The 16,798-nt window shown below is 39.6% G+C and carries 15 protein-coding genes and 2 pseudogenes; 3 read left to right on the plus strand and 14 right to left on the minus strand.

The window, feature by feature from the left end; translation table 11 throughout:
- Positions 1-82 precede the first annotated feature (82 nt).
- The 9 genes and pseudogenes from JOC31_RS00905 to argF all read right to left on the minus strand — a co-directional run.
- Positions 83-502: pseudogene (locus JOC31_RS00905) on the minus strand (ADP-dependent NAD(P)H-hydrate dehydratase); the annotation flags it as partial.
- A complete protein-coding gene (locus JOC31_RS00910) occupies positions 502-1,362 on the minus strand; it encodes a bifunctional methylenetetrahydrofolate dehydrogenase/methenyltetrahydrofolate cyclohydrolase (RefSeq protein WP_205016344.1) in 861 nt (286 codons plus the stop codon). The pseudogene JOC31_RS00905 and the gene JOC31_RS00910, both read right to left, overlap by 1 nt.
- Positions 1,363-1,436: 74 nt before the next feature.
- On the minus strand, positions 1,437-1,589 hold the full coding sequence (locus JOC31_RS00915; protein ID WP_205016345.1) for a FeoB-associated Cys-rich membrane protein: 153 nt from the start codon (positions 1,587-1,589) through the stop codon (positions 1,437-1,439).
- A gap of 1 nt (position 1,590) precedes the next feature.
- Complete coding sequence (feoB, locus tag JOC31_RS00920) at positions 1,591-3,732, minus strand: ferrous iron transport protein B (RefSeq protein WP_205016346.1); 2,142 nt, start codon at positions 3,730-3,732, stop codon at positions 1,591-1,593.
- Complete coding sequence (locus JOC31_RS00925) at positions 3,732-4,202, minus strand: ferrous iron transport protein A (RefSeq protein WP_205016347.1); 471 nt, start codon at positions 4,200-4,202, stop codon at positions 3,732-3,734. Before JOC31_RS00925 ends, feoB begins: the two co-directional genes overlap by 1 nt.
- 176 nt (positions 4,203-4,378) lie before the next feature.
- Positions 4,379-5,113, minus strand: coding sequence for an amino acid ABC transporter ATP-binding protein (locus JOC31_RS00930; RefSeq protein ID WP_205016348.1), 735 nt, complete (start codon positions 5,111-5,113; stop codon positions 4,379-4,381).
- The gene (locus tag JOC31_RS00935) at positions 5,113-5,799 is read right to left on the minus strand and encodes an amino acid ABC transporter permease (RefSeq protein ID WP_205016349.1); all 687 of its coding nucleotides are present in this window, start codon (positions 5,797-5,799) and stop codon (positions 5,113-5,115) included. The genes JOC31_RS00930 and JOC31_RS00935 overlap by 1 nt, the downstream gene beginning before the upstream one ends.
- Before the next feature lie 213 nt (positions 5,800-6,012).
- Entirely contained in the window at positions 6,013-6,243 is a 231-nt protein-coding gene (locus JOC31_RS00940) for a DUF1797 family protein (protein ID WP_205016350.1), read from the minus strand.
- 100 nt (positions 6,244-6,343) lie between these two features.
- Complete coding sequence (gene argF / locus JOC31_RS00945) at positions 6,344-7,324, minus strand: ornithine carbamoyltransferase (RefSeq protein ID WP_205016351.1); 981 nt, start codon at positions 7,322-7,324, stop codon at positions 6,344-6,346.
- A gap of 440 nt (positions 7,325-7,764) precedes the next feature.
- Between argF and JOC31_RS00950 the strand changes: the two genes are divergently transcribed.
- The 3 genes from JOC31_RS00950 (at position 7,765) to JOC31_RS00960 (ending at position 11,109) form a co-directional block, all read left to right on the plus strand.
- Positions 7,765-10,026, plus strand: coding sequence for an ATP-dependent Clp protease ATP-binding subunit (locus JOC31_RS00950; RefSeq protein WP_205016352.1), 2,262 nt, complete (start codon positions 7,765-7,767; stop codon positions 10,024-10,026).
- Between the two features lie 265 nt (positions 10,027-10,291).
- Positions 10,292-10,738 (plus strand): NUDIX hydrolase, encoded by a 447-nt coding sequence (locus tag JOC31_RS00955; protein WP_205016353.1) that lies wholly within the window; start codon positions 10,292-10,294, stop codon positions 10,736-10,738.
- Positions 10,739-10,806: 68 nt separating this feature from the next.
- Positions 10,807-11,109 carry a DUF1827 family protein gene (locus JOC31_RS00960; RefSeq protein WP_205016354.1) on the plus strand — a complete coding sequence of 101 codons (303 nt, stop codon included), beginning with the start codon at positions 10,807-10,809 and terminating at the stop codon, positions 11,107-11,109.
- A gap of 141 nt (positions 11,110-11,250) precedes the next feature.
- Here the strand turns inward: JOC31_RS00960 and ileS are convergent, their stop codons facing one another.
- The 5 genes and pseudogenes from ileS to JOC31_RS00985 all read right to left on the minus strand — a co-directional run bounded on the left by ileS (position 11,251) and on the right by JOC31_RS00985 (position 16,793).
- On the minus strand, positions 11,251-14,049 hold the full coding sequence (ileS, locus tag JOC31_RS00965) for an isoleucine--tRNA ligase (protein ID WP_205016355.1): 2,799 nt from the start codon (positions 14,047-14,049) through the stop codon (positions 11,251-11,253).
- Positions 14,050-14,448: 399 nt separating this feature from the next.
- Positions 14,449-15,130, minus strand: a pseudogene (locus tag JOC31_RS00970) (DivIVA domain-containing protein); the annotation flags it as partial.
- Between the two features lie 17 nt (positions 15,131-15,147).
- Positions 15,148-15,936 carry a YlmH family RNA-binding protein gene (locus JOC31_RS00975; RefSeq protein ID WP_205016357.1) on the minus strand — a complete coding sequence of 263 codons (789 nt, stop codon included), beginning with the start codon at positions 15,934-15,936 and terminating at the stop codon, positions 15,148-15,150.
- Positions 15,936-16,190, minus strand: a complete 255-nt coding sequence (locus JOC31_RS00980) for a YggT family protein (protein ID WP_205016358.1) — start codon at positions 16,188-16,190, stop codon at positions 15,936-15,938. The genes JOC31_RS00975 and JOC31_RS00980 overlap by 1 nt, the downstream gene beginning before the upstream one ends.
- A 3-nt stretch (positions 16,191-16,193) precedes the next feature.
- A complete protein-coding gene (locus JOC31_RS00985; RefSeq protein ID WP_205016359.1) occupies positions 16,194-16,793 on the minus strand; it encodes a cell division protein SepF in 600 nt (199 codons plus the stop codon).
- Positions 16,794-16,798: the final 5 nt, after the last annotated feature.

Here is a 16,798-nt window from a genome sequence, read left to right on the forward strand (position 1 = left end):
CTTAACAGGACACCTCTACTTTAACACAAAGAAAAAGTAGTGAGTACTCTCTCCCGTCAGAGATTTCCTCACTACTAATCTTAGTATGTTTTTGTCGCTTCGCTAGCAGATTAAGAGCAGAGCCATCAATCACTAATGCTGTTTTCGGTCCTATCTCACTTAGTACCGTTTCAAATACTGAACTGGCTCTGCTATTTTCACCTAAGCCCGGTCCTATCAAAATCACATCTGCCTTAGCGATATTCTCCAAAAGGAGATCTTGATCGACAACATCAAAGGCCATAGCCTCTGGAAGATGGCTGTGTAGGGCAGTGATATTATCCTGCTCTGTCGCTACTGTAACAAGGCCCGCCCCGCTATGCACACAGGCAAGTGCCGACATGATAATGGCACCCCCATAGGGATAAAAACCTCCTACCAGCATGACCCTACCGTAGCTTCCTTTATGACTTTCTTTTTGACGCTCAACAACAACTCTACGAACAAGGTCAAATGCTTCCATCAGCGATCTGCCTTAGCACTTCTAAGAGCTGCCTGATAGGTCTGTTCAAGCAGCATGGTAATCGTCATCGGACCAACACCACCTGGTACAGGTGTAATCATGCCTGCTTGAGCCGCTACTTGTTCATAATCGACATCTCCAACTAGCTTACCGTCTTGATCACGGTTGATTCCGACATCAATAACAACTGCTCCATCCTTCACATAGTCTGCAGTAACAAAGTTAGCTCGACCAATAGCCACAATAAGAATATCTGCTTGTTTACAAACTTGGGCAAGATTTGGTGTACGCGAGTGTGTCAATGTTACCGTAGCATTTTTGTCCAAAAGTAGTTGTGCCATAGGCTTGCCGACGATATTAGATCGTCCAATAATGACAGCTGTCTTTCCTTCTAGCTCAACATTATAATCATGCAACATCTCCATAATCCCTGCTGGTGTACAAGGTACCATCTGCGGACGTCCATTCCACAGGTTACCAGTATTCATTGGATGAAAACCATCCACATCTTTTTTGGGATCAATCGCCAATAAAATTTTCATTTCATTGATATGCTTTGGAAGTGGTAACTGAACTAAAATGCCATGAAAAAGATCATCTTGATTGTATTGTTCAATAACTTCAATCAATTCTTCTTCGCTGATACTTTCTGAGAGACGGACTGTCTCACTTTTAAAACCAGCTTTAGTGGCAGCGCGCTCTTTATTGCGAACATAAACCTGACTAGCTGGATTGTCCCCTACCAAAATAACAACAAGACCTGGAACTACCCACTCTTTTTCTTTAAGTTTGATGACTTTCTCAGCAAGTTGTCCTTGCATCTTGGCCGCCAAAGCTTTTCCATCAATTACTTGAACCATTTGTATCCTCCTAAAACGATTAGCACTGCTCATATTATATCAAAAAACACCTGGTTTCGATACTCCATAGCTAGTCACCCCCGATGATTTGTCTCGGAGTGAGACATCTTATCCTTGATTGGACACGCACAATCACAGTCCCCACAGGAGCCTTTTCCCTTTATGAAACTTCTCAATGAGATAAATACCAAAACTAAAATCAAGCCAAAAATAATAAACGTTGACATACTAAACCTCCTTGCTCAATTCACCTAAAGTCGATAGACTAATCACTTCTTGCCGACTTGCTTTCGGTCTTCTGAAAATAAAATAACAGAAGATAAGGACCAATAAAAGCGCCAAAAACGTCTCAACTGTTATTGGTTTGCCATAACCTAAGACAAGACCAAATTGATAAATCATAAAACTAATCCCATAGGCTAAGCCAGTCTGAAAGACGATGGCTCCCACGGTCCAAGCCAAGTGATTCATCTCTCTTTTGATAGCTCCAATAGCTGCAAAACAAGGGGCACAAATCAAATTAAAAATCAAAAATGAATAGGCTGCTAGTGAACTATAGTCCAGCTCCAAAGCCTTCCAAAGACCAGATTGGCTATTATTATGATAAAGAATACCAAAAGTAGCTACAACGGTTTCTTTGGCCGCCAACCCTGTAACAGCAGCAACAGTCGCCTTCCAGTTTCCAAAGCCGACAGGAGAAAAGATAGGGGCTATCAAATGCCCAAAGCCAGCCAAAAGGCTCTGGTCGGTATCCACTTGTTGCAGCTGCCAATTGTAGGACGATAAAAACCAAATCAAGACTGTCAAACTAAAAATAATAGTTCCCGCACGCTTAACAAAACTAAGTGCCTTTCGCATAGCATAAGTCAAAACCGTCTGCAGTTTAGGGAAATGATAGGTTGGCAATTCCATAATAAAAGGACTGGTGTAACCTCCTAAAAACGATGTCTTTTTCAAGGCAATTCCTGACAAGACAATAGTGATCAAGCCGATAAAATACGTCGACGGAGCAACGAATGGATTTTCTGGGAAAAAAGCTCCTGTAATCAGCGCAATAATTTCCAGCTTGGCCGAACATGGCATAAAGGTAGCTGTCATAATTGTGATTCTACGATCTCTCTCATTTTCAATGGTTCGACTCGACATAATCGCTGGAACACCGCACCCTGTCGCAATCAACATTGGGATAAAGGATTTTCCGGATAGGCCAAATCTTCTAAAAAGACGATCCATAATGAAAGCAATCCGACTCATATAGCCAATATCCTCTAATATTCCCAGACAAGTGAAAAGAACAAAAATTTGAGGCAGAAATCCTAGTACAGTCCCCACGCCTGCTATGACTCCATCGATAATTAGTGAGCGTAGCCAGCCAGCAACCTGTAACCAGTTCAAAAAGTCTTGAGCTATTTTGGGGATATACTGACCAAACAAGACATCATTAACCCAATCTGTCCAAAAAGTACCCACTGTTTGTATCGCTAAAAAATAAACAATAAACATGGCTAAGGCAAAAATAGGAAGAGCCAAAAAACGATTGGTAACAATCTTATCAATCTGATCTGACAAAGTCATTCTAAGTTCATCGGATGAACTCTGCACCTCCTTGGCAACTTTTTCGATAAAAAGGTAACGCTCATTGATGACAATACTTTCAGAATCATCGGTAAAAACACCTTCGGTCAGCTCGATAATTTCAGTTATCTCATTCTTTTGATAGTCTGATAAGGTCAACTCTTGCCAAATCAGTGGGTCTTTTTCAAACAGTTTTATCGCATAGAAACGCTGAGCAGACGAAGGAACCAGGCCAAAGATTAAGTCACTAATCTGAGAAATCGCTGCTTCTAATCGGTTATCGTAAACAACCGACTCACTTCGGTCACTCCTAGAGCCAGCCTCTTTTTTAGCCACTTGAATCGCCTTTGTTAACCCTGTATTTTTTAAGGCACTGGTTGCTACCACAGGTGTTCCCATTAGGTAGGACAGTTTATCCAGTCGGATTTTACGTCCTTGACTTTCTAAAACATCACTCATGTTCAAAGCTAGGACAACTGGTATTCCCAGATCTAAGAGCTGTGTTGTCAAATATAAATTTCGCTCAAGATTAGTAACATCAATGATATTTAAAATCACATCTGCCTCTTGGGTCACTAAGTAATCCCTTGCCACCTGCTCCTCAGGAGTGTAGGGAGATAAGGAATAAATCCCTGGCAAATCCTGCAGTTTTATAGTCTTATCAAACTTGACATAACCCATCTTTCGCTCAACAGTGACACCAGGCCAGTTACCGACACGTTGATTAGCTCCTGTCAACAGATTAAAGACACTCGTCTTACCACTATTTGGATTTCCGATTAAAGCTATCTCCATTACCTTACCTCCTCTAGTGGAATCACACTAATCAATTGCGCTTCTGAACGTCGTATCGTCAACTCATATCCCCTCAAGCAAAGCTCGATAGGATCTCCTAAAGGAGCCACTTTACGAACATACACCTTAGTCCTCTTTGTCAAGCCCATATCCATCAGCCGTCTTTTCGTTTCCTTAGTTGCAAAGATATTGTCAATATAAGCAGAGGAGCCAACAGCTATTTCTGATAAAGCCAGTCTCACATCACTACCTGAAACTTCCTGAACATCAACCCTGGTCAGAATAGAATCATCAAAAGCCAATCGGTGTGATTTTAACATGATGATGCCTCCTGTTTTCGTCATACTGACTAATTGAAGTAATTCTCCTTCTTTTAGCCCAATATTGGCCAGATGTCTCCGACTGTCACTTGGGAGATCAATTCCGATAATCCGATAACTTTTTCCTAAAACAGTATCGCTTAACAGCATTTTCCTAACCTCTTCTCTATATCAGATAGCTACATTTTATCACAGAATATTATAAAAACCGTAAACTAAAGGAATATTCAGTTATTTTTGTTTTTCTTAGAATCATTATAAAAAGCTCTTGAAACGAAGCCTAAACAAGGCCTCATCTCAAGAGCTCAGATTTATATCGTGTAAGATTACAAGACTTTAGACAAGAAGTCTTTCGTACGTTCTTCTTTGGTATTACCAAAAACCTCTTCTGGGCTACCATCTTCAACAACAACACCACCATCCATGAAAATAACACGATCTGCAACCTCACGCGCAAATCCCATTTCATGGGTAACGATAACCATTGTCATACCAGATTTAGCAAGATCCTGCATAACAGCAAGTACCTCTCCAACCATCTCAGGGTCAAGAGCAGACGTTGGTTCATCAAAGAGCAGAACATCTGGATCCATCGCTAAACCACGAGCAATCGCAATACGTTGTTGCTGACCACCTGATAGACTTGGAGGAAAGGCAGTCGCTTTTTCTTTCAAGCCGACTTTTTCCAACAGGTTATAGGCTTTCTTTTCAGCATCAGCTTTAGAGATTCCTTTTGTCTTAATCGGTGATAAAGTGATGTTATCAAGAACACTCATATTTGGAAAGAGGTTAAACTGTTGGAATACCATCCCCATCTTTTCACGCATCTTAAACACATCATTTTTCTTATCAGTGATATCAACACCTTCAAAGGTTACCGTTCCCTTAGTTGGAACTTCAAGAAGGTTAAGAGAACGTAGGAAGGTTGATTTCCCAGATCCTGACGGACCAATCACTACAACCACTTCACCTGGCATAATATCCAAGTTAACCCCTTTTAAAACTTCATTTTTCCCAAAATATTTATGAAGATTTTTAATTGAAATAATCGCTTGCGTCATTAAGCGTGACCTCCTTTAGCCATCTTAGACTCGAAAAATTTTAAGAGCCAAGACATTGCACTTGTAACCATGAGATAGTAGAATGCTGCAAACAAAAGAGGTTCTACTGGAATATAAGTTGCTGTTGCAACCGACTGAGCTCCATTCCACAACTCCATTACACCAATTGTTTGCAGAAGCGAACTATCCTTGATAATCGTGATAAATTCATTTCCCAAAGCAGGTAAGATATTTTTAATCGCTTGTGGAAGGATGACATAACGCATGGCATTCACAGGTTTAATCCCCAATGAATACGCAGCTTCCATTTGACCCTTTGGAACAGCCTCAATACCGGCACGTACAATTTCTGAAATGTAGGCACCACTATTCAAAGAAATAATGATAATACCAGGAACAACACGTGTCAAGTCAATGTCCAAAACACCAAAACTAATGGTTGGTAAGCCACTAAATTGCATCCAAGTGAAGGCAATCATGATTTGAACCACCATAGGTGTTCCCCTAAAAATCCAAACATACAGACTAACCAACCACTCAAGAGGCTTGATATTAGAACGTTTAGCTAGGGCTACTAAGATACCAATGATCGTACCAAACAAGACCACACATACTGAAATCATGATGGTCACCATCACGCCATAGTTAAAGTAAGCCCAATATTTGGACAAGAATGAAAAATCCATTACTAACTCCTATTTACAAAATTCATATGAGAGATATTATACCACAAGTCGTATAAACATACAAGAAAACTCCTTTATTAAACCGTATTTCCCCTTCTTAATGTATAATACACCCATGTATCCTCAAAAATCAGATTGTTTATCCTTATCTTACTAGCAGACAGGTATAAAAATAAAGCTAGGTACCTTGACCCAGCTTTATTCGTCATCATATTAGTACAAAAGATCGTAGATTTCCATAGCGATCAAGTCAATGCTGTCAAATGAGTATGACTCACGAGCCTCAACATCACGCAATGTGAAAACTGGACCATTTTCAGGATCGTTGCTAAATGACACTTCTGCCACAACAACACCCTCACGTTCAAAATTACGTTTTAAATTATTGTCATCAGTTGCCATCAATTCAAGACGGTTGATGATTCTCACCAAATGTGATTCCATGAATAGATTCTCCTATTTGTTTATTCGTTACCCCTATTTTAACATAAAACCCAGCAAACAAACAAGACAAACCCTTATTTATAGTCAAAAAGGCTAACTATTAGAGTCTTTTTAAGCTACGGTACATGATAGCTTTGATAGAATGCATACGATTTTCAGCTTCTTGGAAAATAGTTGTACTGTATTTTTGAAAGACCTCATCTGTGATTTCAAGTTCAGATAGCCCGTATTGCTCATAAATATCTCGACCAATCTCAGTATTTAAATCATGAAAAGCAGGCAGGCAATGCATCACAATAACCTGATCATTACCTGTTTTAGCAAGCAAATCGCTGTTAATCTGATAAGGTAATAGCAAATCAATTCTCTCTTTAAAATCCACTTCTTCTCCCATGGATACCCAGACATCTGTGTAAATCATATCTACTCCAGCGACAGCATTGACATCATCTGTGATAGTCAAGATGGCACCAGTATTATGGGCATGGGCCAAATCAATAATTTCCTGTTCTGGCTGCAGAGTCTTAGGCGAGATGATCGTCACATTGACACCCAAAATAGCCGAAGTTACTAAAAGTGAATTGGCCATATTATTGCGTCCATCACCAATATAAGCAATACTAAGACCTTCCAAAGTCCCAAAGTGCTCCTTCAATGTCATAAAATCTGCAATCATCTGAGTCGGATGCCAAGTATCTGTCAAACCGTTCCAGACAGGAACACCCGAGTACTTAGAAAGGGTTTCCACATCCTCTTGCTTAAAACCACGGTATTCAATACCATCAAACATAGACCCTAGAACCTTGGCAGTATCCTCAACAGACTCTTTCTTACCCAGCTGAATCTCCCCAGATCCTAGATAGGTCACATTCATCCCTAAATCTTGTCCAGCAACGGTAAAAGCCGAACGTGTCCGAGTTGAGGCTTTTTCAAAAATAAGCGCTATATTAAGCCCCTCCAAGTACTTGTGACTAATTCTCTTTTCTTTAAGCCCCTTAAACTGAATGGACAAGTCGATAAGTTCCATCAACTCTGCTTTGCTAAAATCTATTTCTTTTAAAAATGATGCTTTATTTACCATACTCTTTTCCTCTTTTATATCTATCTTTTGGTAATATGATAGTATATTTATACATATATGTCAATATTTTTATTATTTATTTTATTTTTATTCAAAAACTCTTTTTTAGCACTCTCTTTTATAGACTGCTAAAAACAAACACTTTTTACTTGCAATGTAGAGCGAGAGTGCTATAATAAGGGCATAAAGTCTTGACCATTTTTGACCTTTGATCAAAATAAGATGACTGGTCCCAAAACTAAAATAATTTCTACTACACGATTGTTTTGATAATGGTCAATAGCTGACTTTATTGACACAACGACACAGTCTTTTACTTCTATAAGATGATTTTTATACAAATAGATTATTAGAAGTAATTGCTACTTAAAGAAGATTGGGCTTTCTTACCTAGCCCTGTCCTTTTATATCATTTTTGTGAAAGGAAAAGGTAACCAACTATGCTATGTCAAAATTGTAATCTCAATGAATCTAGTATTCATCTTTATACTAATGTTAATGGACAACAAAAACAGATTGATCTCTGCCAAAACTGCTATCAAATTATGAAAACTGATCCTAGCTCTGCTATTGGCAGTATTACCAACCAATCATCAAATCTTTTCGATGACTTCTTTGGTGATTTAAACAACTTCCGCGCCTTCAGTGGCGACCTCCCAAATGCTCCTAAAACACAGTCTGGTGGTAATGGAGGAAATAACGGTGGCGCTGGTAATAACAATCGTGGACCTCAAGGAACAAGACCTCAGCAGCAACAACCGCAAGGACTTCTGGAAGAATTCGGAATCAACGTGACAGATATTGCGCGTAAAGGTGATATTGACCCTGTTATCGGACGTGACGAAGAAATTATCCGTGTCATCGAAATCCTCAACCGCCGTACTAAGAACAATCCTGTTCTTATCGGCGAACCTGGGGTTGGTAAAACTGCCGTTGTTGAAGGCCTAGCCCAAAAGATTGTCGATGGTAACGTGCCTCAGAAACTACAGAGTAAACAAGTTATTCGCCTAGATGTTGTCAGTCTGGTTCAAGGAACTGGCATTCGTGGCCAATTCGAAGAACGCATGCAAAAACTCATGGAAGAAATCCGTCAACGTCAAGACGTCATACTCTTCATTGATGAAATCCATGAAATCGTTGGTGCTGGTAATGCAGGTGACGGCAACATGGATGCTGGTAATATCCTCAAACCAGCCCTCGCACGCGGTGAATTACAACTGGTCGGTGCCACAACACTCAATGAGTACCGTATCATCGAAAAAGATGCAGCCCTGGAACGTCGTATGCAGCCTGTCAAGGTTGATGAACCAAGTGTTGAAGAAACCATTACGATTTTACGCGGCATTCAGCCAAAATACCAAGACTACCACCATGTCAAGTATACTGACGAAGCTATCAAAGCTGCAGCAGAATTATCAAACCGCTATATTCAAGACCGTTTCTTGCCTGATAAGGCTATCGACCTCTTGGACGAAGCAGGTTCTAAGATGAACTTGACCCTCAACTTTGTCGATCCTAAAGAACTAGACAAACGCTTGATTGAGGCTGAAAACCTCAAAGCCCAAGCAACACGTGATGAAGACTTTGAAAAAGCTGCCTTCTTCCGTGACCAAATTGCTAAATACAAAGAAATGCAAACTCAGGAAATCACTGACCAAGACATGCCAGTCATCACTGAAAAGCACATCGAAGCGATTATTGAGCAAAAAACCAATATTCCAGTTGGTGACCTCAAAGAAAAAGAGCAATCACAACTCATTAACCTAGCTGACGACCTCAAAAAACAAGTCATCGGACAAGATGATGCTGTTGACAAAATTGCCAAAGCTATCCGTCGTAATCGTGTTGGACTGGGTGCCCCAAATCGTCCAATCGGTAGCTTCCTCTTTGTCGGACCTACAGGAGTTGGTAAGACCGAACTCTCTAAACAACTGGCTATCGAACTCTTCGGATCAGCCGATAGCATGATTCGTTTCGATATGTCTGAGTACATGGAGAAACATGCTGTCGCGAAATTGGTCGGTGCCCCTCCAGGTTATGTCGGTTACGAAGAAGCTGGACAACTAACTGAAAAAGTTCGTCGCAATCCTTACTCACTCATTCTTCTTGACGAGGTTGAAAAAGCTCATCCAGATGTCATGCATATGTTCCTCCAAGTTTTGGACGATGGTCGATTGACAGATGGACAAGGTCGCACAGTCAGCTTTAAAGATACCATTATCATCATGACTTCTAATGCTGGTACTGGTAAAGTTGAAGCATCCGTTGGTTTTGGAGCTGCTCGAGAAGGGCGTACCAATTCTGTCCTCGGTCAGTTAGGAGATTTCTTTAGCCCAGAATTTATGAACCGCTTTGACGGTATCATCGAATTCCAAGCCCTCAGTAAAGATAATCTTCTTTCTATCGTTGATATCATGCTTGATAATGTCAACCAACGCCTTGCCAACAACGGTATTCACCTTTCAGTCACTGACAAAGTGAAAGAAAAACTGGTTGATCTAGGCTACGATCCAAAAATGGGTGCTCGTCCCCTTCGTCGTACCATCCAAGACCACATCGAAGATGCTATCACAGACTACTATCTAGAACACCCTAGCGAAAAAGACCTCAAAGCTGTTATGACTTCTAATGGAAATATTATCATCAAATCAGCTTATAAGGCAGAAACATCAAGTGTTTCAGAAGAAATCAAAGAAAACTAATCCTATCTGATTGAAAATAGCCTTGACCTGTTTAATGAATAAAATAAGAGCAGTAGGTTCATACAGTCACTCTGATTGTATGAATCTACTGCTCTTTTAATAACTCAACAGTTACACTACTAAATTCCTAGAAGCATTTCAATACCTTATCTCGTAAACCACTACCTTTAGTAATTCTTGAATTTTCGGAAAATTATGACTTTAACTTTAAATAACTTTTTAGTATAATATAAGCACATTAAAAAACCATAATAAGGAGTCTACTATGACCAATCCAACATTCGGCAATAAAGAAGAAGGGGTCCATTATCAAAACCGCTACGGCGTCTATGCAGTTATCCCAAATCCTGAAAAAGATAAAATCATTTTGGTGCAAGCACCAAACGGAGCATGGTTCTTACCAGGTGGTGAGATTGAAGCAGGCGAAGACCATATGAAGGCACTCGAACGTGAACTAATCGAAGAATTAGGATTTACAGCTCAGGTCGGTCACTACTACGGTCAAGCTGATGAGTATTTCTATTCAAGTCACCGAGATACCCACTACTACAACCCAGCCTATATTTATGAAGTCACTAGTTTCAAAGAAATTGATAAACCATTAGAGGATTTCAATCACCTTGCTTGGTTTGATATTCACACTGCTATTGATGAACTCAAACGTGGAAGTCACAAATGGGGAATCCAAGAATGGCAAAAAAATCATCACTAATGACATTTAGCACGTCCGCTTTTTGAAATAAGTGTTATAATAAAGGTAAGAATAAGCAGGAGGTTCCTATGAGACTTATTAACACAACAAGTAGCCATTCTGAAATGGTTCGCAATCAACTACGTAATACCGATGCAACTCTGGTTGAAGTCTATTCTGCTGGAAACACTGATGTTGTCTTTACTCAGGCACCTAAGCACTACGAGCTTCTCATCTCTAACAAGCATCGTGCGATCAAAGAGGATGAACTAGATGCCATTCGTGAATTTTTCTTAAAACGAAAAATCAACAACGATATCACTATTCAAAATCAAATTAAAACATTGCATACTGCTAACTTGATTGAGATTTCTATCCCTACAACAGTCTAAGAATTTTCTTAGGCTGTTTTTTTATTGTCTCAAAGAGATAGATTCTAAAATCCTCTTAATAGAACTCAACACAAAAAACCTCACTGGAAATTCATTCCTAGTGAGGTTTTCTATCACTTAAATCAAACTAGCTAGACTAGTTTATTTAGCTTTTGCTTCAAAGCCTTCTGTAACTGCTTGAGCAAAATTGTTTTCTACAATTTCAGCACAGTGATCACAGATATGAGCATTATAGCTATGGTCTGCTGTTGTTAAATCAACGCGACGGCAACGATCACAAACATCACCTTCTGCAGCAACTACTGTAAAGGCGACATCTTCAAAGCTAACTGCTTCTGTAGGTGCGGTATCTTCTGTCACCGTTAATTGTGACACGATAAGAAGTTGTGCAACATCACTTTGGATGGCTTCAAGCAAAGCTTTAACGTCAGCTGATGCATAAACTGTCAAATGTGCTTCCAGTGATTTACCAATCACTTTTTCGTTACGAGCTTCTTCAAGAGCTTTTTGAGCCTGTGTACGGAAGGCCATGAATGACTCCCAGTTAGCAAGAAGAACTTCTGCATTATCAAAAGTTTCTACCTGAGGCATCTCTGATAATTGAACAAAGTCTTCTGTCTCAAACTCAAGATATGACCAAATTTCTTCAGCCGTGTGAGGCAAGATTGGGGTCAAGAGCTTAGTGATTTTAACTAAAATATCGTAAAAGACAGTTTGCATTTGACGACGAACAGTGCTGTCTGCTGCTTCGATATAAACAACATCTTTGGCAAAATCAAGATAGAAGGCTGACAAATCAACTGTGATAAAATTGACAACTGCTTTATAGATTGCCATGAAATCATAGTTGTTGTAAGCGTCAAGGATTGTCTCAACCAATTGGTTAAATTTAACAGTCATGTATTGGTCAACCTGACGAAGATCTTGGTAGGCAATCTTATCTGTCTCTGGGTTAAAGTCTGATGTATTGGCAATCAAGAAACGAAGCGTGTTACGGATTTTACGGTAAGTTTCAGAAACTTGTCCAAGAATATCCATTGACACACGCACATCATTGTCAGTATCAACAGATGTTACCCATAGACGAAGAATCTCTGCACCGTATTGTTTGGCCACATCGTTTGGTGAGATGATATTCCCTTTTGATTTAGACATTTTCTCACCCTTACCATCAAGAACAAAACCTTGTGATAAGACTGATTTGTATGGCGCATGACCATTAACGGCAACTGAGGTAATGAGTGATGAGTTGAACCAACCACGGTATTGGTCTGAACCTTCAAGGTAAAGGTCAGCAGGGTAGCCAAGATTGTCACGAGCATTCATGACACCATTCCAAGATGAACCAGAGTCAAACCAAACGTCCATGATGTCTGTTTCTTTCTCAAAGATACCATTTGGTGATCCTGGATGTGTAAATCCTTCAGGAAGAAGGTCTTTAGCATCACGTTGCCACCAGATGATTGATCCATGCTCTTCAAAGAGGTCAGCAATATGGTCTGTGATTTCTTTAGTCAAAATAGCCGTGCCATCTTCAGCATAGAAGATTGGAAGTGGAACACCCCAAGCACGTTGACGTGAAATGACCCAGTCACCACGGTCACGAATCATATTGTAAAGACGTTTTTTACCCCATTCTGGTTGGAAACTTGTTTTTTCAATTTCATCAAGAATTTCTTGACGGAATTGTGAAACTGAAGCAAACCATTGTGGGACAGCACGCCAGATGATTGGTTTTTTCGTACGCCAGTCAAATGGGTATGAGTGGTTGATGACTTCGCTAGCAAGAAGAAGGTCTCCTAGTTTTTCTTGAACGATAGGTGTAACCTTGTCATAGAATTGACCTTCGAAGTCAGGACCAGCATTTTCCATCATGAGACCACGGCTATCAACAGTCACTGCTACTTCTAGACCATTGGCAATACCGACATTGTAGTCGTCCTCACCAAAACCTGGTGCTGTATGGACAATACCTGTACCAGAATCAGTTGTAACGTGATCACCAAGGATAACTAACTCATCAACCTCAGTATCCCAAGGGTGTTCTGTCACGATCTGCTCAAGTTCCTTACCTGTGTGATGTGCAAGGACTTCAAAAGTTTCCCAGCCAAATTTAGCAGCTAGGCTATCCACAAGTGCTTCAGCAAGAAGGTATTTACGGTCACTGCCAGATGGTGTTACTACTACATATTCCATGTCTGGACCAACTGTCAAACCACGTGAGGCTGTAACTGTAAAAGGTGTTGTCGTCCAAACAACGATATAAGTATCTGTATCAAGCACACCCTTACCGTCTTTGACCTTGTTGGCATAGTAAAGTGATGTTGAATCAATATCATGATACTCAATTTCAGCTTCGGCAAGAGCTGATTCTGATGACCATGACCAATAAACAGGCTTAGCACCACGGTAAATATAGCCTTTGTCTGCCATAGCACCAAAGACACGAATCTGATCTGCTTCGTACTCAGGTTTCAAAGTGATGTAAGGATTTTCCCAATCAGCTGATACACCAAGACGTTTGAAATCTTCACGTTGCTTATCCACCTGGCTAAGGGCATAGTCACGACACATCTTAAGGTATTCAGCCAAATCCATTTCTTTACGCTTGACACCTTGCTTAGCTAAAACTTGCTCGATAGGAAGACCATGTGTATCCCAACCTGATACGTAAGGCGCACGGAAACCTGACATTGATTTTGAACGAACAATAATATCTTTTGAAATCTTGTTCAAGGCATGTCCAACGTGGATATTTCCATTGGCATATGGAGGCCCATCATGCAAATGGAAAGATGGTTTGCCTTCATTTAATTCTTGACGCTTTTTATAAATCTCAGCTTGGTCCCAAGCTTTTTGCCATTCTGGTTCTTTATTTGGAAGACCGGCTCTCATTGGGAATTTTGTTTGCCCAAGATTCAAGGTTTCTTTTAATTTCATAATCGGTATGACTCCTCTAGTAATATATAACTGACGATAATATAAAAAGAGCTTTCATCACAAAGGACGAAAGCTCGTGGTACCACCTTAATTCGGATAGAAAGTATTCTCTTCCATCCCTCTTTGACTTGTAAGGTAAGTCAGCCCTCCTAGCTTACTTCATTCAACTAGAAAGATAGAAAATGATAAGGATTAATCAAGGGAATGCAGGACTTCCACCCTCACCTGCTCGCTGAAAATATCAATTAACCTTGTGTTTTTCTTATTCTTGAATATTTAATTTAAAGGTTTGTGTTTCATTCAAATTGATTTCAACATCTTGGCTCTCTTCTTGAGTTAATGAAGTCGAATCAAGTGTGAAAGAATCAACGGTCACTACTTCTGAAACTTGCTCTTGTTGTTGAACTTCTTCTAATTGTTTGTTGCTTTCTTCAACACGACGTTGAAGCTCGGCCATCTCCTCTGGAGTAAATTGACGAGTTGCATCAAACGACGCTTCCTCAGTCTCTTCTGGAAGGTGCTCATCCAATACTTTTTCAACAACTTCACGGAAAGCAGCATCTGAATTTTGAAGATAGACAGCAGTTGGTTGTAATAATTCTGCCCATTCTGGAGAATTAGCAAGCCCAAGTTGTCCTTCCACAGCTGCAATCAAACGTTGGTGGAAAACGCGACTTTGACGTTTAAGATCCTCAGTCTCAACTGCTACACGCTTAGCTTCATCTGTTGCATCTCGAAGAATCTCATTCGCTTTCGATTTCGCTTCTTCAACCAGGTGATTAGCATCGTAATGAGCTTTATTTAAGATATTTGTAGACTCATCTGTCGCAGACAGTTTCACCTTTTCAGCTGTTTCTTGTGCTAGGATAACTGATTGACTCAATGATTCTTTCATTTCATCAAAATAAGCAATTTTTTCTTCAAGCGTTTTAATTCGTGCTTCTTGTTCTCTGTTTGTACGTGTAAGTGCTTCATAGTCAGCTACAATGATATCAAGAAATTCATCAACTTCTTCAATATTGTAACCACGGAACTTACTACCAAATGTCTTGTCTTTAATTTCAAGTGCTGTAATAGCCATTACGAGTCTCCTTAATATTATATGGTTCTCTTTATAATTAACTTATGTTTTCCTTGTTTTGATAAGCCCGTTTGGCTATCTAGAGTAAATCGACCATAGCCTCGAACACTAATCATATCTCCTACTGATACTTCTTCAGAGGGAGAATCAGCCAGACTATAATTCAACTTAACCTTTTGCGATTCAATCAGCTTAACACTGACAGATCTTGATAATTTTAATACCGATGCAACCACTTTGTCAAGTCTTAAACTAGATACCAAAATCTGACTTTCCTTAAATTGCTCTAAAATCGTGATTTTAGCATCCAGACTTACTTCATTTAAGCGAACAGAAGCCTTGCCTATCTTGGTTACATTTTCTTGAAAATAGCTAAGCATAGACCTCTCAACAAATAGTTGTAACTGATCATCCCCTACTAAAATATCACCAAATACCGTTCGGCGAATGCCCAGTTGATTAATCAATGTTCCCATCACCTGACCGTGGTTTAAATAATTGAACTTACGGTTATAGTTCACTTCAAGAAGACTGATATCAAAGTCAGCCAAGTCAAATTGATAATAGTCTGGTGCAATCAAGAGACGACCATACTCTCCACCAAGGTAATCTCGGCTGGAAAAGCCCTGTAATTGACTTGAAGCGACTAACGATTGGGCTATCATCATCTGTCTAGGATCTAAAAAGTCAGTTAGGTAGATACTGTAACTATTGTCTACCTGAGTTATCCAACCGAAAACTTTATCAATAAAGGCTGCTTCATTAGATCTAAAATGCTGATAAATATCTTGTGATCGTTTTGCCATTATAATAGAATCAGCGCCAGAAGACGTAGGATTAGATTGAGTAGAAAGATAACAACAATTATTGTAAAATCAAGCCCCATAAACTGTAATCTCAAACGTCTAAAAGGGTTTAAAACGGGTTCAGCTATCTTTCTTATAAAGCGACCAATAGATGAATCATAGGCACCTGGTAGCCAAGACAAAAAGGCATAAATCACCAAAATATAAGAGTAAACTCTCACTAATCTCGAAAGAATGATCATTAAAAGCAACATAGTTTAACGTCTCTTCATATCAAAATCAAAATTAATATCTTGACCTGAATATTGAAGACCCATTTCTTCCACATCCACGATGACATTAATTGGTGTCAAAAGATACATTGATGCCCCAACTTTTTGAAGATTTCCTGAGAGAACTCGACTAGCTCCATCTACAAAATCCAAACAACGACGTGCTTGGGCATCTAGCATGTATTGAAAATCAATTAACACACATTCGTTATCAATGAGTAAATCAACGATTTCAGTAGCGTCTTCATATCTTTTTGGATATTTCAAAGCTATTGTTGTCTTCGTTGAATGAGGACTTGACTGTGCGGCTAACTGTTCTTGACGTGAACGTAATGTCGACATATTTTCTCCTGTTGATTGATAATGTGTTTGGGAAATTATTTTAGTCTGTTCCCTAGTAGGTTTCGAAGATAATTCTTGAACCTCTACTCTTGATTGACTTGACTGATTCGATGTAGATGCTACTTGTTGAATATCTTGATTTTTAAGTGACTCCTGCGGTTGTTCAGCCACTTCTTCTATTTCGCTAGCTTCTTCAGTATCGAAGTAACTAATTGCTCTATTAAAATAATCTTTTAGCGCCATCGCAT

The sequence above is a fragment of the Streptococcus saliviloxodontae genome (assembly GCF_016908655.1).
In the GTDB taxonomy this organism is placed as follows: Bacteria; Bacillota; Bacilli; order Lactobacillales; family Streptococcaceae; genus Streptococcus; species Streptococcus saliviloxodontae.

Excerpts from the sequence above, each read along its gene's own strand:
- JOC31_RS00930 (WP_205016348.1), bottom strand. The coding sequence starts at position 5,113 with ATGACGCAAGCGATTATTTCAATTAAAAATCTTCATAAATATTTTGGG.
- feoB (WP_205016346.1), bottom strand. The coding sequence starts at position 3,732 with ATGGAGATAGCTTTAATCGGAAATCCAAATAGTGGTAAGACGAGTGTC.
- JOC31_RS00925 (WP_205016347.1), bottom strand. The coding sequence starts at position 4,202 with ATGCTGTTAAGCGATACTGTTTTAGGAAAAAGTTATCGGATTATCGGA.
- JOC31_RS00985 (WP_205016359.1), bottom strand. The coding sequence starts at position 16,793 with ATGGCGCTAAAAGATTATTTTAATAGAGCAATTAGTTACTTCGATACT.
- JOC31_RS00915 (WP_205016345.1), bottom strand. The coding sequence starts at position 1,589 with ATGTCAACGTTTATTATTTTTGGCTTGATTTTAGTTTTGGTATTTATC.
- JOC31_RS00975 (WP_205016357.1), bottom strand. The coding sequence starts at position 15,936 with ATGGCAAAACGATCACAAGATATTTATCAGCATTTTAGATCTAATGAA.
- JOC31_RS00960 (WP_205016354.1), top strand. The coding sequence starts at position 10,807 with ATGAGACTTATTAACACAACAAGTAGCCATTCTGAAATGGTTCGCAAT.
- JOC31_RS00910 (WP_205016344.1), bottom strand. The coding sequence starts at position 1,362 with ATGGTTCAAGTAATTGATGGAAAAGCTTTGGCGGCCAAGATGCAAGGA.
- JOC31_RS00950 (WP_205016352.1), top strand. The coding sequence starts at position 7,765 with ATGCTATGTCAAAATTGTAATCTCAATGAATCTAGTATTCATCTTTAT.
- JOC31_RS00935 (WP_205016349.1), bottom strand. The coding sequence starts at position 5,799 with ATGGATTTTTCATTCTTGTCCAAATATTGGGCTTACTTTAACTATGGC.
- JOC31_RS00955 (WP_205016353.1), top strand. The coding sequence starts at position 10,292 with ATGACCAATCCAACATTCGGCAATAAAGAAGAAGGGGTCCATTATCAA.
- ileS (WP_205016355.1), bottom strand. The coding sequence starts at position 14,049 with ATGAAATTAAAAGAAACCTTGAATCTTGGGCAAACAAAATTCCCAATG.
- JOC31_RS00940 (WP_205016350.1), bottom strand. The coding sequence starts at position 6,243 with ATGGAATCACATTTGGTGAGAATCATCAACCGTCTTGAATTGATGGCA.
- JOC31_RS00980 (WP_205016358.1), bottom strand. The coding sequence starts at position 16,190 with ATGTTGCTTTTAATGATCATTCTTTCGAGATTAGTGAGAGTTTACTCT.
- argF (WP_205016351.1), bottom strand. The coding sequence starts at position 7,324 with ATGGTAAATAAAGCATCATTTTTAAAAGAAATAGATTTTAGCAAAGCA.